The sequence below is a fragment of the Streptomyces sp. NPDC052042 genome, assembly GCF_044548345.1.
Taxonomy (GTDB): domain Bacteria; phylum Actinomycetota; class Actinomycetes; order Streptomycetales; family Streptomycetaceae; genus Streptomyces.
The window spans coordinates 1-14,403 of record NZ_JBIUBU010000039.1; the positions used below are offsets into that span (position 1 = coordinate 1).

Annotated in this window: 14 protein-coding genes and 1 pseudogene; 5 read left to right on the top strand and 10 right to left on the bottom strand. The window is 69.6% G+C overall.

What is annotated here, in order from left to right; all coding sequences use genetic code 11:
• Positions 1–512: 512 nt before the first annotated feature.
• The gene (locus ACIHCL_RS34170) at positions 513–854 is read right to left on the bottom strand and encodes a hypothetical protein (RefSeq protein WP_399868166.1); all 342 of its coding nucleotides are present in this window, start codon (positions 852–854) and stop codon (positions 513–515) included.
• Positions 855–1,013: 159 nt separating this feature from the next.
• Here ACIHCL_RS34170 and ACIHCL_RS34175 point away from each other — a divergent pair, with 159 nt between their 5' ends.
• The 4 genes and pseudogenes from ACIHCL_RS34175 to ACIHCL_RS34190 all read left to right on the top strand — a co-directional run.
• Entirely contained in the window at positions 1,014–1,295 is a 282-nt protein-coding gene (locus ACIHCL_RS34175; protein WP_399868168.1) for a hypothetical protein, read from the top strand.
• A 3-nt stretch (positions 1,296–1,298) separates the two neighbouring features.
• Positions 1,299–1,859 (top strand): telomere-protecting terminal protein Tpg, encoded by a 561-nt coding sequence (gene tpg / locus ACIHCL_RS34180; protein WP_399868170.1) that lies wholly within the window; start codon positions 1,299–1,301, stop codon positions 1,857–1,859.
• A gap of 218 nt (positions 1,860–2,077) precedes the next feature.
• Positions 2,078–2,581, top strand: a complete 504-nt coding sequence (locus tag ACIHCL_RS34185) for a tetratricopeptide repeat protein (protein ID WP_399868172.1) — start codon at positions 2,078–2,080, stop codon at positions 2,579–2,581.
• A gap of 284 nt (positions 2,582–2,865) precedes the next feature.
• Positions 2,866–3,222: pseudogene (locus ACIHCL_RS34190) on the top strand (transposase); the annotation flags it as partial.
• Between the two features lie 142 nt (positions 3,223–3,364).
• Here ACIHCL_RS34190 and ACIHCL_RS34195 read toward each other — a convergent pair.
• The 3 genes from ACIHCL_RS34195 to ACIHCL_RS34205 all read right to left on the bottom strand — a co-directional run bounded on the left by ACIHCL_RS34195 (position 3,365) and on the right by ACIHCL_RS34205 (position 5,994).
• The gene (locus ACIHCL_RS34195; RefSeq protein WP_399868174.1) at positions 3,365–4,087 is read right to left on the bottom strand and encodes an SDR family oxidoreductase; all 723 of its coding nucleotides are present in this window, start codon (positions 4,085–4,087) and stop codon (positions 3,365–3,367) included.
• A 45-nt stretch (positions 4,088–4,132) separates the two neighbouring features.
• Complete coding sequence (locus ACIHCL_RS34200) at positions 4,133–4,504, bottom strand: 5-carboxymethyl-2-hydroxymuconate Delta-isomerase (RefSeq protein ID WP_399868176.1); 372 nt, start codon at positions 4,502–4,504, stop codon at positions 4,133–4,135.
• 65 nt (positions 4,505–4,569) lie between these two features.
• Positions 4,570–5,994 carry an MFS transporter gene (locus ACIHCL_RS34205; RefSeq protein WP_399868178.1) on the bottom strand — a complete coding sequence of 475 codons (1,425 nt, stop codon included), beginning with the start codon at positions 5,992–5,994 and terminating at the stop codon, positions 4,570–4,572.
• A 209-nt stretch (positions 5,995–6,203) separates the two neighbouring features.
• Between ACIHCL_RS34205 and ACIHCL_RS34210 the strand changes: the two genes are divergently transcribed.
• Complete coding sequence (locus tag ACIHCL_RS34210) at positions 6,204–6,551, top strand: ArsR/SmtB family transcription factor (RefSeq protein WP_399868180.1); 348 nt, start codon at positions 6,204–6,206, stop codon at positions 6,549–6,551.
• Here the strand turns inward: ACIHCL_RS34210 and ACIHCL_RS34215 are convergent.
• From ACIHCL_RS34215 to ACIHCL_RS34240, 6 genes are all read right to left on the bottom strand, one after another.
• On the bottom strand, positions 6,478–7,851 hold the full coding sequence (locus ACIHCL_RS34215) for a hypothetical protein (RefSeq protein ID WP_399868182.1): 1,374 nt from the start codon (positions 7,849–7,851) through the stop codon (positions 6,478–6,480). The genes ACIHCL_RS34210 and ACIHCL_RS34215 overlap by 74 nt on opposite strands.
• Positions 7,848–8,762 (bottom strand): FAH family protein, encoded by a 915-nt coding sequence (locus tag ACIHCL_RS34220; protein ID WP_399868184.1) that lies wholly within the window; start codon positions 8,760–8,762, stop codon positions 7,848–7,850. Before ACIHCL_RS34220 ends, ACIHCL_RS34215 begins: the two co-directional genes overlap by 4 nt.
• Positions 8,763–8,824: 62 nt before the next feature.
• A complete protein-coding gene (locus ACIHCL_RS34225) occupies positions 8,825–10,591 on the bottom strand; it encodes a thiamine pyrophosphate-binding protein (RefSeq protein ID WP_399868186.1) in 1,767 nt (588 codons plus the stop codon).
• On the bottom strand, positions 10,588–11,811 hold the full coding sequence (locus tag ACIHCL_RS34230; RefSeq protein ID WP_399868188.1) for an enolase C-terminal domain-like protein: 1,224 nt from the start codon (positions 11,809–11,811) through the stop codon (positions 10,588–10,590). Before ACIHCL_RS34230 ends, ACIHCL_RS34225 begins: the two co-directional genes overlap by 4 nt.
• Positions 11,804–12,685, bottom strand: a complete 882-nt coding sequence (locus ACIHCL_RS34235) for an alpha/beta hydrolase (protein WP_399868190.1) — start codon at positions 12,683–12,685, stop codon at positions 11,804–11,806. The genes ACIHCL_RS34230 and ACIHCL_RS34235 overlap by 8 nt, the downstream gene beginning before the upstream one ends.
• Before the next feature lie 16 nt (positions 12,686–12,701).
• The gene (locus ACIHCL_RS34240; RefSeq protein ID WP_399868192.1) at positions 12,702–14,366 is read right to left on the bottom strand and encodes a GH3 auxin-responsive promoter family protein; all 1,665 of its coding nucleotides are present in this window, start codon (positions 14,364–14,366) and stop codon (positions 12,702–12,704) included.
• Between the last annotated feature and the right edge of the window lie 37 nt (positions 14,367–14,403).

Below are 14,403 nucleotides of genomic sequence, written 5' to 3' on the forward strand. Positions count from 1 at the left end.
AAGATCTTCAGCCGCTACTGCGGCCGCAGATCATGGTGGACCGGGGAGACCCGGGAACTGTTCAACCCGATCACGGTGGGCACCACTCGCTACCGATACCGGGGCCTGACGATTCCCACCCCCTGGGACGCCACGGGATGAGAACAACCACCACGAACCCCTCCGGGGCTTGTGGAGAGCCGGGTGCGGTGCCAAGTCGCATGCCCGGTTCGGGAAGCGGCTCCGGGGAAACGGGCCGGTCGAAAGACCGGAACCGCGCCCCGGGCCGACTTCACCACCCAGGTGGCCTGGTACGCCACGTACGACCAGCTCGCGAACACGAACACCGCCACCGGCACCGCCGAGCACAGGCGGCGCCTGCTGTCCCTGTCCGGCCGGATCGCCGGGCTCCTGGCGTCCCAGGAGGAGCAGCAGGACCGGGTACGCGGCCGGCGGCATGCCCCTGGGAGTGAAGGCGAGGGCGTTGTTGGCCGTCCAGACGTACTCGGGGATCATGCTTTCCACGGCGATCGTCATGACGTCCCATCCTCCTCCGGCCGCGCCTGTCGGGCTGCGGCTCGGGCCCGTGCTCGGGCCTTGTCCTCCCGGGGCGGCTTCTTCTCCGGGTCCGGCAGCCTCCGCAACTCGCGGAAAGCGTCTGGCAGGTCCTCATTCTCTTCGATCGCGTCCAGCAGCGAGAGCTGGTCGACCTTCATGGTGCCCGCCACACGCAGACCGGGCTTCGGCTCGATGGGCACCCTGCCGCCCCTCAGCGTCAGCCTGGGGTGCAACTGGTACGTGCCCGCCTTGAGCTTGACGACCACTCCGATCTGCCCGGCCTCCTTGAGCGACCGGGAGATCTGCGACTGCTTCACCTTCAGCAGCTCCGCCAGCTCCGTCTGCGTCGCCTCGACGGTCCCACACCTGATTTATCACCCCGGGGTGATACTCCCGAGCCCCCAAAAACGCGCTGACCTGCGGAAACGTCGATCTCTCTTCCCCCTCTAGAGCGTGCGCGCACGTGATACCGGAAGATGGCCAGGCTCGCCACCCTGACCGGGCTGTACCCGCTGGCGGTGAATTCGGACTGTGCCGTCTACGCCAGCCGCGGCCCCTGTCCGCTGGACTTCCTGCCGTCCAACGGCGACGGCACCCCGGTGTATGGCACCTTCCGTCTCGGCGCGAACCCGGGCTTCTGCAAGCTGGAGGGCGTGGCTGAGATGACCTGGGCGGTCGACCTGATCGAGCAGGGCCACAACCCCGCCCGCCACATCAAGGGCGACGGCCACGACGCCGTCCTGGACGAAGGGGAGTGACCCGTGGCGGGAGAGATCGACGACGCCCTGGAGCAGGCCGGCTACGAGCACATCACCAAGCCGCCGCTGAAGACCGCACCCGCGCAGATGCGGCTGCTGGCGAAGGCGGAGAAAGGCTCCACGAAAGCGGTGGCGCAGCGTCTTGGCGTCTCACAGCGGCAGGTGGAACGCTATCTCGCCGGGCAGGCCAAGAACCCCCGCCCGGCGCTGAAGGCGGCGCTGGAGCGGGAGTCGGCCAAGGTGTGGCAGCCGCGCGTACGGCAGCAGGCCCGCAAGAGGGCCGCGACCAGCGCTGGCATCACCGTGGAGACCCGGGCCCGGTTCGGCTACACCGCGCCGATCGGCACCACCGACGACGGCCGGATGCGCCGGCTGACCGTCCACCTCCCCCCGGAATACGCCCGCCGCCTGTTCGACGCCCAGCAGCAGGGCGCCACCGACCAGCACATGCGTGACATCGTCGCCGAAGGACTGCAGGAGGTGTACTTCAAGGACGGCGGACGCCGCGCCACGGGCCTTGAGGTCGCCCTCACCGACATCGACTATTTCGATGTCTCATTTTGACAAGGCCTGGCCTCGGGCCGCGCGGCTGTGCCGGGGTATGCCGAAGCTCGATAACTGCCACACAGGCAGGCTTGTTGTCACCAAGATCGCTGGCGCGATGCGCCTGCACGGTGACGGGATCCTGCGCATCCCTTGGGGGAGTTTCTTCAGCTTGAGGTGCGACTGGGTGTACTCGAACAGCCTTGGTGGACATCGGACTTCTCTGTGAAGCTATGGCGATGACCACCACACCAGCATGGGAGCAGCGCTCCGCCGACCTGTGGGCCACCATCGGCGGCTTCGACCCTGCCGACTTCCGCGCGAAGATCGGGGCGCTGGCCGACGAACTCCCCGAGGGGCACCCGGTCGCGTACTTCGAGCGTGCGTCGGCGAACGACTCGACCGGCGAGGGCGAGGCGGCCGTACCGCTCTACCGGAAGGCGCTGGAGGCCGGGCTGACCGGCGAGCGCAGGCGGCGGGCCGTGATCCAGATGGCGAGTACGCTGCGCGCGCTCGGGGACGCCGAGACGAGCATCGAACTGCTTACCGCGGAGCGGGACAACGGTTCCGACCACCTTGACGATGCGGTCTCCGCCTTCCTGGCGCTCGCGCTAATCGACGCCGGCCGGGAACGCGAGGCGGCCGCGCTGGCCCTGGGAGCGCTCTCCAAGCACCTGCCGCGCTACAACCGCTCCCTCGCGAACTACGCGAAGATCGCGATCGGCGAGGAGCCGACGGCCTGAGAGCCGGACCCCGGCTCCATGGCCCTCCAGGGACTTCGGTCCCGCCCTCGTGGCATCTCCACCGGGGGCGGGGCCGTTCCCACCCCGCCCCGCGGCCAACACGTACGCGCGCGCATGGTGTTCAACTTCCAGGCAAGGCGGCCGAGTCGGCGGAATCGGTAGGTTGAGTACCGGGCGCTGATGCCTGGGAAGAGGGCCGCGGGGATGGGGCAGAAGCAGCAGGTGACTGGGCCGAACTCGCCCGTGACCTCAAGCCCGTCTATACGGCCGTCAACGAGGACCAGGCCCGCCAGCGGCTGGCCGACTTCGACGACAAGTGGGGCAAACGCTATCCGTCGATCGCCGGAACCTGGGAGCGGGCCTGGAGCGAGTTCGTACCCTTCCTCGGGCTGCCCGACGCGATCCGCCAGGTCGTCTGCACCACCAACGCGATCGAGTCGCTCAACGCCCGCTACCGGCGCGCGGCCCAGGCGTGCGGGCACTTCCCCAACGAGCAGGCCGCCCTCAAGCGGCTCTACCTCGCCACCCTCGCCCTCGACCCCACCGGCCGCGGTCGCCAGCGCTGGAACAACCGCTGGAAGTCTGCCCTCAACGAGTTCGACGTCCTCTTCGACGGCCGTCTTACCGCCGGACGAGTGTGAGCCGATCAGCCCACCGAAGAGCCTGTAGACCAAACAGACGAACCACACCTGATTCCTGATAGACCCTCCGTCACCACCGAAAGTGAGACAGGGCCTGATTCATGACACTCCCTCGGGGCCGTCTCCGCCCGGGGTGTCGGTGTCAGGCGATGGTGCCGCCGCCGTCGACGTAGACCGTCGAGCCCGTTGTGTACGGGTTGTCCGCGAGGAAGAGGACGGCAGCCGCAGCGTCGGCCGGGGTTCCGACGCGGCCGACGGGCAGGCGGCCGGCCGCCGCCTCGTACATGGCGTCGCGCGCCTCGGCGGTGAGGCCGTCCCACAGGGGGGTGCGCAGCAGCCCGGGTGACACGGCGTTGACGCGGAGGGGGGCGTACTCCAGAGCCAGGCCTCGGACGAGGGCCTCCAACGCGGCGTTGATCGCGCTCTGCAAGGCGGCGGCCTTGCCGGGGCGCTGCGAAAGGTAGCCGGCAACCAGGGTCAGGGAGCCCTCGGCGTCGATCGTGACCGCGCGTGCGATGCGGTAGGCGCCCCAGAACTTGCTGTCCATGGCCGTGTACGCGTCGCCCAGCGGGAGCGTGTCGACGCGTCCCATGGGGGTTTCGGCGGCGGACACGACGACATGGTCGAAGGCGCCAGCGCCTTCGGCGAACTCCTCGACCTCGATGTCGGAACGGATGTCCAGTGCTTGGGCTGTGGACTTGCCCGCAAGCGGGGCGAGTTCGGCGAGGGCGGCCTGGAGCTTGTGAGGTGAGCGGGAGGCGAGGACAGTCTCGGCACCGCGCTCGGCGAACGCGCGGGCGGTGGCGAGGCCGACGCCGGAGGTGCCGCCGACGATCAGGGCGCGTTGGCCCTCGTAGCTGGTCATGGTGGTCGTCTCCTGGTGAGTGCGGGTGGGGGTGGGGCGGGGCCGTCAGGCGTCCCTTGAGCGGGCCCGGGCGTAGGAGGCACGGTCCAGTTCGGTGACCTGGACGGAGACGTCGCAGCCAGTCTCACTCATGGTCCTGGCGAAGGCCCGGGTGAGGACGGCGAGCGCTGCCTCGGCGATGGCGGCCCTGGTCGCGGGGGACTTGCCGGCGAAGGTGCGTATGTCGAGGTTGACGAAGGCCTGCTCGCGGCTGCCGTCGCCGACGGCGTAGGTGTCCAGACGGACTGCCCGACTCTTGAAGTCGTAGGGGCGGAAGCCTCCAGCGGCACTGAGGACAGTGTGGATCTCGGCGAAGACGACGGCGGGGTCGAAGGCCTCGCGGACGTTGCCCGAGTACTCCAGGACGAGGTGCGGCACGGCGATCCTTTCGGTCGTGTGGCGAGGGTCAGCGGTGGCGATGGTCGAGGTTCGGGCAGCCGGGGTCAGTGGGTCGCGGTGGCCGGGGCGACGGGGGCGGGGGCCTGGGCCTGGGCCTTGCGGATCCCAGTGGCGCTCAGCACCGCGGCGAGGGCCAGCGCGGCAACGGCGGAGACGAGGGCGGCGCGTAGCCCGGTCAGGAAGTGGCCGGAGGCGACCTGCCCGACGAGGAGGCCCATAACTGCGACGCCGATGAGGCCGCCCAGCTGGCGGGAAGCGTTGAGCACACCAGAGGCGATGCCGGCGTTGGCAGGGTCCACCGCGCCGAGCATGGCGTTGGTCATGGCCGGGACGACAAGGCCGATACCGAATCCCGCGACGAGGAACGGAACGATCGCCGCCGGGTACGAGCCAGCTGCGACGGCCGGGACGACGGCCAGGTAGCCGACGGCGGCGGCGACGTTGCCGGTGAGCAGCACGCTGCGTGCGCCGTACCGCTTGACCAGCGGACCACAGGACAGGTTGGCGGCCATGATGGCGCCGGTCATGGGCAGGAACGCGAGTCCGGCGGTGATGGGCGAGTAGTCCCACACCTGCTGGAAGAAGAGACTGAAGACGAAGATGAGGCCGTAGAAGGCGAAGTTGAGCAGGACGCCGATGAGGGAGGTGGCGCTGAACGCCCGGCGGCCGAAAAGGTGCAGGGGCAGCATCGGGTCGGTGCTGCGGCGTTCGACGGCCAGGAAGGCGATCAGGGCGGCGGCGAACACGGCCAGGCACGTGATCACAAGGATGGAGCCCCAGCCCCGGGCGTTGGCCTCGACGATGGCGGCGGTTAGCGCGCCGAGACCGACGATGGCGAGCACCTGGCCGGGCACGTCGAGCGAGCGGCGGCGCAAGGGGTCACGGAGCGGCGCGGCCTGGGCGTAGCGGTGGGTGAGTAGGATGCCTACGGCGGCGATGGGGATGTTGACGTAGAAGATCGAGCGCCAGCCGAGGGAGTCGACCAGGACTCCGCCGACGACTGGTCCGAGGGCCAGTGCGAGGCCGCCAGCAGCAGCCCAGAGACTGACAGCGCGGGTGCGGCGGGCCGGGTCGGGGAAGTTGGTGTTCACCAGGGAGAGCGAGGACGGGACGATCAGTGCGGCACCGACGCCCTGGAGGACGCGGGCCACGATCAGGGTACCCAGGGTGTGGGCGGCTCCACAGGCCAGGGAGGTCACGGCGAACACCGCGAAGCCCGCAATGAAGATACGCCGGGGGTCGAAACGGTCACCGAGGGCACCCGCCGTGAGGAGAAAGGCGGCGAACGTGAGGGTGTAGCCGTTGATGACCCATTCCAGGCCGGAGAGACTGCCGCCGAAGTCGGCGGTGAGGGACCTGGTCGCGACGTTGACGACGCTGACGTCGAGGATGACGACCACGAAGCCCAGGCAAGAGGCGAAGAGAGTGGGGCCGGGCCGAGCCGCGGCGGCGGGTTCATGACGAGTCACGTGCTCGTCCTTCCGTGGAGGGCGAAGGGGCGGGAGAGGAGTAAGTGGCGGGACGCGGGTCCGTCCGGCCTGACGAGCGGCGCGAGAGCGGGCCGCCCGCGTAGAATGTTCGCTACGAGACGAACACTCTATGAGTGTATGCACATCGTCGAACACTCAGCAATCGGTGACCGGCACGATCCGGCCACCCAGACGGGAGGAGGACCACCATGGCGGCAGCAGACCTACCCCCTGGGCCGGGACCGGGCCACCGGCTCCCGCCGGTCCACACCGATCCGGCCGAGGTGTCGCTGGAGGCCGCCCTGCTCGCGCTCGCCGATCCGGTCCGGCGCACGCTCGTACGAGAACTCGCCGGGGCCGCAGACTGGGAGCGCTCGTGCGGGAGCTTTGACGTCCCCGTGACCAAGGCCACCTTGAGCCGGCACTTCGCGGTCCTCCGGGATGCCGGGCTCCTGGAGCAGCGCGATGCCGGGCCCAAGCGACTCAACCGGCTGCGGCGGCCGGAGTTCGACGCGCGGTTCCCCGGCCTGCTGGAACTGGCGCTGCGGACGGACTGACACCGAGCGGGGCATCCGGCCGTATCAGGCGCAAGCCCAGGTCCCGTGCCACCGCTCGCGCCGTCGCAGGGTCCGTGGTCGGGGTCCCGTGAGCCAGGGCGAGGGAAAGCGCTCCAGCGAAAGTAGCGGCATGCAGGACCAGTCCGTAGTTGGCGCCGGTGCGATTGACGACCGTGAGGAAGTCGGTGACGCGTTCGGCGTGCACGCCGAACGCCGGATCGGCGACACCGACGTTGGTGATGCAGATCCCGGGCGCCTCGGCGGCCTCAGCAGCCTGGACCACGGCCCGGCGGATCTCGGCGTGCCCGCGCCGCGACGGCCGCCACCGCGCGTCCGCTTCCCGCAGCGCCGCACCGTACCGCCGGGCGGTCTCGGCGATGCCGTCGGCGTGCGGGGCCACCGGAACGCCGACCACGGTGATGAAGCAGCCGACGTCAGGCAGCGGGCCCGGGTAGCGTCCCCGCAGGGAGACCGCGGTCAGCAGCCGGACGTCCGTGCGGTCCGCGACCCGGGTCCAGGACTCGGCCAGGGCGGCGCCTAGAACCTGATTGACCGTCACCCTCTCGGCACGGCACCAGGCTCTCAGCTCCGCGGTCTGCCGCATGGAAAGCTGGAGCGCTGTGAAGTCGGCCGCCCGTTCGGTCCACCGGGCGGTCGCGTCGAACGGCACGGCCTCGGGTTCGGCTGTCCACGGTGGGGCGGCGGGAGTGGGCGCGGACGGCCGCTGGTACTCCAGCCCGTCCGCGTCGGGCGGAAGCCGGCGCACGTCCTCGAAAGGCCCCACACCGGCGGACGCCTGACGCAGAACCGCAGCACGGTCTCGCTCGGGGCCGGAGCCCGGGTCAGGCAGGTGGTCAAGAAGCGCCCGCAGAACCGCTCCCGTCGAATGCCCGTCCGAGATGGCGTGGTTGCGGGTGAAGTAGAGATGGGTCTCCCTCTCCGCCTGGACGGCCCGCAGCCGCCACAGCGGCCCCCCGGTGGGCAGGATCTCGTTCAGCTCGGCCTTCAGGACGTCGTCCGGGGTACGGGCCCCCGGGGGCGAACCACAGCGCAGTCGGCCCGCCTCCGCGCCCCGTGCCTCCCGGAACCAGAGCCCGTCGGGCCGCTCCTCGATCCGCAGCCGAAGCAGGGGTACGTCCTGTTCCCAGCGGAGCACCGCCCGCTCCAGGGCGGTGCTCGACGCGGTCCCCCGCAAGGACAGACGCGTGGTGACCTGCGAGGTTCCGGCCATCAGGGCATGGGTGTACGCGAATGTCGCCTCGACGTCGCTGAGCCGGCGCAGCGCACCCGCCGTACTCACTGTCCCCACTCCTGTCCACCGTGCCCAGCGGCGGGTTCGGCCCAGGCCAGCCGGTGCTGGAACCGGACCCCGTGGCTGGTCACGTCGATGGTGACCCGGTCGCCGTCGGCGGTGCGGAAATCGCCGTGGAAGCTGCTGCGGTCGGCACCGATGTACACGTAGTGCACCCGCCCCGGCCGATGCAGGGAGCGGTGTGCGAACAGACGGTCCATCATGGCCGCGACGTCGTAGTGGATGGCGTCGCTGCCGGTGGTGAAGGGTCCCTTCCACGCCTGGCCGCCGGCGCGCTCGATCACGACCTCGCCGGTCGCCGTGCGCGGCGGGGGGCCCAGATGCAGCCAGGGGGCGATGCCCGCGTCGCAGAGCTTGGCGTACGAGAGGTGGCCGGCGTGCCGCTTGAAGCGACCTATGTCGGTGAGATCGTTACCGAAGGTGTGGCCCGCGTAGCGCGGTATGCCCTGCGCATCGCCCACGTACACGAGGACGATCTCTGCCTCCTCGCACGCCGCGACAGCGTCGGCGGGGACCGAGAGAGGCTCCCCTGGCACCCGGAGGATGTCGCCGAGGCCCTTGACGAACCAGTTGGGCTGGTCTTGCGTGTCGGCGTCGATCTTGACGTTGTGGGTCATCATGAAGCCGCTGACCAGGGCATCGCCGATGTGGGCGGGCAACAGGGGCGGCCGAACGTGCACCAGGTGGCGGGCCTCCGCGGGGACTTCGACGGCGGGCCGGTCGGCCAGGAGGGCGGTGAGCGCGGCGACCCGCTCCTTCTCGTCGGCGGCACCGGCGAGCAGCGCCGCGAGGTCGTCCTCTTCATGCAGGCGGTGCAGGCGCAGCGGAGCGTTGGCATCGGGGATGCCCGGGCCTGCGTGGCGGGCCAGATCGTAGGTGCATTCGAAGAACACCGTCACAGCGGGAACTCCTTGGGGCGTCGGGGCGAGGGTAGGTGGGTGCGAACGGCGTGGCGGGAGGGTCAGTCCATGAGGATCTCTACGAGGACCGGTTCCCGGTGGGCCTTCAAGTACCGGACGGCCTGGCTCACGGTGGGGGCGACGTCGCCGATCTTCTCGACGCGGGGCAGTGTGTGAATCCCGTACGACCGGGCCATGGTCACGAAGTCGACGGGGTTGTCGTAGAAACTGGTGGCGATATGCGCGCGGTCGATGTCGCGGTCGCGGTTGCCCGCGACGCGCTGGGCGTGCTGCGTGGAGTTGAGGTAGAGGCGGTTGTTCATGACGACGACGAGGAGCGGTGCCTGCTGCGCTGCCGCCGTCCACAGCGCGCTGGGAGCGTAGAGGAAGTCGCCATCCGACTGGAGGTTGATGCACAGGGTGTCGTCGTCCCGGTGGGCGAGCGCGGCGCCTACGGAGGCACCCAGGCCGTAGCCGAGGCCACCGCCACCATTGAGACCGAGGTAGCTGCCAGGGCGTTCCAGGGGCCACAGCTTCTTGACCCAGCCGTCGACGGTCAGGCTGCCGGTATTGGTGAGGACCCACTTCTCTTCTTGGACCGCCCGGTGGATCTCGTCGACAGCGCCGGCCACGTGAATTTTCTCGCGCTGCTTGGAATCCTCGGCCTGGCGTGCCCAGTCGGCGCGGGCCCTTGTGTGGGCGTCGGCGAGGGCGGCGGCCCGCCGGTCGCGGCGCTGGGTGAAGTCGATGGTCGTGAAAGGGCCCTCCGGTTCCTCGGCGACGGCGAGCAGGGTGTCGATGGAGGCTCGGGTGTCCGCGGCCACGGACCGGGTGACGGGCACGAACTGCTGGTAGTCGGCGGACCACTTGCTGGTGAGGAGGTCGTTGAAGCCGATGGTGATGACGTCGGCGCCGTTGCTGGGCAGTCCCTGGTCGGTCAGGGGGAGGAAGGAGCCGAGCGCACCCACGAGGTCCTGGACCTCCAAGGCGATGACGAGGTCGGCGTCGGCGACGAGGTCGGTGCCGGTGTGGCTGATGTTGAGGGGGTGGGTAGAGGGGAAGTTGAGGCGGTTGCCACGGTCGACGACGGCCAGGCCAAATGCTTCGGCGAGCGTCACGAGAGGGGCCACGGTCTCGGGGGCGCGGCCGGAGAAGTCCACGACAAGGACCGGCGTGCGGGCGGCGAGCAGTCGCCTGCCCAGGTCTTCCACCGTGCTCTGGTCGAGCGGGGGAAGCCGGGTCGGCTCGGTCGCGGTCGCGGGGTAGAGGCGTACCCCTTCTTCCAGAGGCTGCTCCTGCGTGTCGAAGTCGAGGGCGACGAACACCGGAGCGTGCATGGGGGTGTTCATCAGCTTGAAGGCGCGGGTGAGGGACTCGACCGTGGCGCGCTGGCCGATGGGCTGGTCGCACCACTTCACGTAGTCTTTGACGACGGACTCGATGTTCTGAGAGGTGTGGATCCAGTCGATCCACGGACGCCGCTTGCCCGCGTCGACGGGTCCGTTGCCGCCCATGACGAAGAGCGGGACGCGGTCGCACCACGCGTTGAAGACGGCCATCGAGGCATGCAGCAGGCCGACGTTGGCATGGACGAGGACGCCCATGTGGCGGCCGCTGGCCTTGTGGTAGCCATGGGCGATGGCGACTGCCGTCTCCTCGTGGCAGGCCATCACGATCCGGGGGGCGATGGCGGCGTTGTCGGCATGGACCAGGGAGTCGTGCACCCCTCGGAAGGAGGCACCGGGGTTGAAGACGACCATGTCGATGTCCTGCTGGTACAGGAACTCCACGACCAGGTCGGAGAAGTAGGTGCGAGCGCGCGTCGTCATGTGTGGTCCTCGCTGTGTGGCGTACGGGTGGCGGCGGGGGCCACCGGGTGCCAGGCCGGGTCGCCCTCGGTGCGGCGGGCCTCGGCCCAAGGGGCGGCACGGTGGTTGAGTTCGAGTCCGAAGCCATGGCCGACGACGTCCGCGACGGTGTTGGTGTCCCGGTCCACGGCCGGCTGCGGGGAGACGATCATGTCGGGGAAGAAGCGGTCGGACTGGCCGCCCTCGACCGTCAGGGCGTCGGGGTTACGGAAGGCCAGGGTCCGCCCCGCGGTGATAAGCGGGCCCACTTCGGCCACCTGAACACCGATCTGGAAGCCGAAGCCGTGCTCGCGCGCGAACCCGGCGAGCCGGGCAGCGGCGACCGGACCGCCGTTCTTGGCGACGCGGATGTTGAAGGCGTCGCAGGCGCCATGGGCGAGGGCCGCGCGGGCGTCGTCCAGGGTGCAGACCGACTCGTCCAGCATGATTGGCAGTCCACCCTCCGCCCGGAGGCGGGCCAGTTGCTCCCAGGCCCCCTTGGCCAGGGGCTCCTCGACGAACGTAGCTCCGGCCTCCCGCAGCGCCCGGGTGTGGCCGACGGCCTGCTCGGGGGTCCAGCTCATGTTGGCGTCCACCAGGACCGGGACCCGGTCGCCGAGGCGTGCCCGGATCGCCGTGACCGTACGGACGTCGCGAGCGATGTCGTGCGAGGCCTTGGTCTTGACAAAGTGGAACGGGCCACGGGTGTCGAGGAACTCCTCCACGTCGAGGCTGAGGTCCAGGACCTGGGAGACCGGCAGGGCCGAGGATGTCACGGCAGCCGTGCCGTCCGGCCCGTCGGGGGCGGGGACCAGGTCCCTGGCTGGCAGGGACAGATGTTTGCCGAGGAGGTCGAGCAGCGCGGTCTCCACGAGACAGTGCAGGTTGTTGCCGCCCGGCAGAGAGTAGAGAGCCGCTGCACCCTCGCGCAGCAGCCGCGCCAGGAGCAGGGCCGGGTCCGTGTCGCGCACACTCGCAGCGATGACCTCCAGGGGCAGTGCGCGCAGGGCGTGGGCGACGTGGGCGCTGGTCTCCCCCGTGACGTACTGGCGGGGGGCGCACTCTCCGATGCCGGACAAGCCGGCGACCTCCAGAGACAGGACGAGGCTGTCGGAGACGGAACGCTTGCGGGCGGGGTGGTCGAAACCGACCGCCATGGGCAGCTCAACCCGGTACAGCTCGGCCGTGGCCGGCTCAGGCATTGCGGTCCAGCCCTTGGAGCAGGGTGAAGGCGGACGCCCAGTCGACCAGGCGGGCCCGCACGTCCGTGTAGAAGAGGTAGTGCTTGTCGGTGGCGAACCGTATGAGGGCGCCGTCACTGGAGGTCATCCGCAGGAAGGTCCTCTGTGCGTCGTCCAGGTCGACGATCGGGTCAGTGATCCCGGAGACGAACGCCGCGGGGACGGAGCGAGGCGTGTGCTGCGGCTCCATGTACATGCGTTCCAGTTCCAGCAGGACTGCGCGGGAGCGCCGTGTTAACCGTCGCACGGCCAGGTCGTCGTTGTCGATAAAGTGCCGGTGGCGTGCCTCGTCGGTGAAATCCCGCGCCTTCAGCCCCGCGTCCCAGGGCTCCTCGCTGGTTTCGGCGGCGAGCGCCCGCCGCTGCTTCTCGTCGAGGGTGGCGTGCAACTTGCCAAGCCAGGCCGAGCAGAAGACGGCCGCATCGTAGCGGGTGGTGAAGGCGGGGTCGTGGAGCAACGCAGCCATGAAGGAGCCGCCCAGGCAGTGACCGAACAGTGACAGCGACGCCGCGTCGCCGACCAGGGTACGGACGTGCTCGACGGCTATGGCGTAGTCGTCGAGCACGGTCCGAACAGAAGGCAGTTCGTGCCGCGCACCGCCGCTGATGCCGCTCCCGCGCCGATCCAGGACGAAGAAGGCGATGTCGTTGTCGGCGAACTGCGGCCCCACCTCCCACAGCCAGCCCGCGTGCGACTGGAGGCCGTGGAAGTAGAAGATGGCGCCCTTCACCTCGCCTTTGGGACGCCACAGGTGCAGGGCGAGTTCGGCGCCCTCGACCGGCAGGCCTATGATCTCCCGGCGGATATTCTGCGGAGGCCTCTTGGTCTCGATCATCTCGGTGTGCTCCCCTTCAGCGTGCGGTGACGACATCGACGAAGTCGGTGTCGCGCTGGAACGGCTTGTATTTGTACTGAGTGGGGTTGCCGGGCTGCCGGTGGCGCTCGATGTACGCGGTGATCGCGTCGGTCGGCACGGGGAGGACCTCGATAGGTCCGAGCCGGCCGCTGTCGCGCTTGGACGCGTACTCAATGTTGATCTCGTGCAGGGCGCCGTCCACATCGGTCGAAAGCGTCCGGCCGAGCTCCTCGGAGGGCTCGGGCACCTCAGCGACGACCACGTAGCTGGGCAGCTCGCCCCAGCGCGGGCCACACATGTAGAGACCGGTAGGCAGCCCGGAGGCGGCGAGGCCTCGGGTGATGGCCTCGGTGACCTGGGGCTCGGTGATTTTCTCTCCGGTGAAGGAGTGGAAGACGCCGTCGCGGTGGACGAAGTGGACCCAGGGGGTGCCGTCGACGACCTGGTCCACGTGGTAGACGTCCCCGGTCCACAGCCGATATAGGCCGTTGCCCTGGGTCATGATGAGGTGATAATCGCGGCCGGGCTCAACCTCGTGGACCAGCAGGGTTTCGATCGGCCCGCCTGTGTCGACGAGTTCACCGAGCGGCACTTCAGCGGGGACAAACTCGAAGAACGCCTGGCCGACGGCGAGGGGCTGGCTGTGGAGGGAGTCGTCGACCGGGATGGTGGTAACGCCCTCAGTGCCGCAGCTCATGAAGGGGAGCTTGGCCACCCCCGGGAACACCGCGTCGAGCTTGGCCGTGTACAGACCGGCCGAGGCCGACAACCAGCAGGTGTAGAGGGTCAGCGAGGGCCACAGGTCCTTGAGTGTGAAGTCTGGTGTGCGCAGGACCGCTTCGAGGTGCGCCGCAGCCCGCTCGTCCGGTCCGCCGTACGGACGTCCCTCCAGGGTGCCCTCGCGCAGGTCCCGCACCAGGGCCGGGCCGTGTGCTTCCACCAGGTCGCGCAGGGAAAGCAGCGTGCTGGGGTTGATGGAGGAGATGTGGTGCAGGTCCTTGCCAACGAGGTGACGCAGCCGATGGTACATGCGGCCCTCGTGGCCGGTAGGCACGTCCGGACCGAACCACGGGGACTCGAACCACGGTGGGTTCCAGTCGCGGCTGTTGATCTGCGGGTGCCGGTTGCTGACCGCCTGGTGCTCGATGCCGTGCACGAAGTCGACGACGTTCTCTCGGACCGTCTGCGTGTCGAGTGTGGCGTACGGGTGGGCGAGCAGCTCTGGGTGGTGTTCCAGATAGGTGCCCCACATCGCCTTCATGGCCGGGATGCGGTAGCTGAGCAGCCAGTGCAGGGTGTACGGGACTCGCTTGGGGGTGCCGGTGGTGCCGCTCGTCTTGAGCCAGCGCATTACGGGGCTGCAGGTCAGGATGCCGCCCTTGGTGCGGGTCTCGCGCTCGATCTCGGAGACGAAGTCCTCGTAGCGCATGACCGGCAGGGCCGAGCGAAACCGGTCGTGGTCGGCCGCGACGACGTCGTAGCCGCGTTCGCGCCAGTGCAAGGAGCCGGCGCTCATGTCGATGACATCGGCGAGCACGCGGCGCTGGGCCGTGCGCGGGTCCTTCAGGTCGGCCAGCAGGTCCTGACGGGCCTGCCGACACTCCTCGACGAAGGGCTCGCGCCGTTCCTGCCAGTGCTCCTGCCAGTACGGTGTGTCCACAACTGCTCCCATGGAAGGTGCGAGATCCGGGCCGGGA

What these genes read in the sequence shown, in the direction of transcription:
- ACIHCL_RS34225 (WP_399868186.1), bottom strand. Translation starts at nt 10,591, where the DNA reads ATGACGACGCGCGCTCGCACCTACTTCTCCGACCTGGTCGTGGAGTTC.
- ACIHCL_RS34195 (WP_399868174.1), bottom strand. Translation starts at nt 4,087, where the DNA reads ATGACCAGCTACGAGGGCCAACGCGCCCTGATCGTCGGCGGCACCTCC.
- ACIHCL_RS34175 (WP_399868168.1), top strand. Translation starts at nt 1,014, where the DNA reads ATGGCCAGGCTCGCCACCCTGACCGGGCTGTACCCGCTGGCGGTGAAT.
- ACIHCL_RS34185 (WP_399868172.1), top strand. Translation starts at nt 2,078, where the DNA reads ATGACCACCACACCAGCATGGGAGCAGCGCTCCGCCGACCTGTGGGCC.
- ACIHCL_RS34230 (WP_399868188.1), bottom strand. Translation starts at nt 11,811, where the DNA reads ATGCCTGAGCCGGCCACGGCCGAGCTGTACCGGGTTGAGCTGCCCATG.
- ACIHCL_RS34235 (WP_399868190.1), bottom strand. Translation starts at nt 12,685, where the DNA reads ATGATCGAGACCAAGAGGCCTCCGCAGAATATCCGCCGGGAGATCATA.
- ACIHCL_RS34210 (WP_399868180.1), top strand. Translation starts at nt 6,204, where the DNA reads ATGGCGGCAGCAGACCTACCCCCTGGGCCGGGACCGGGCCACCGGCTC.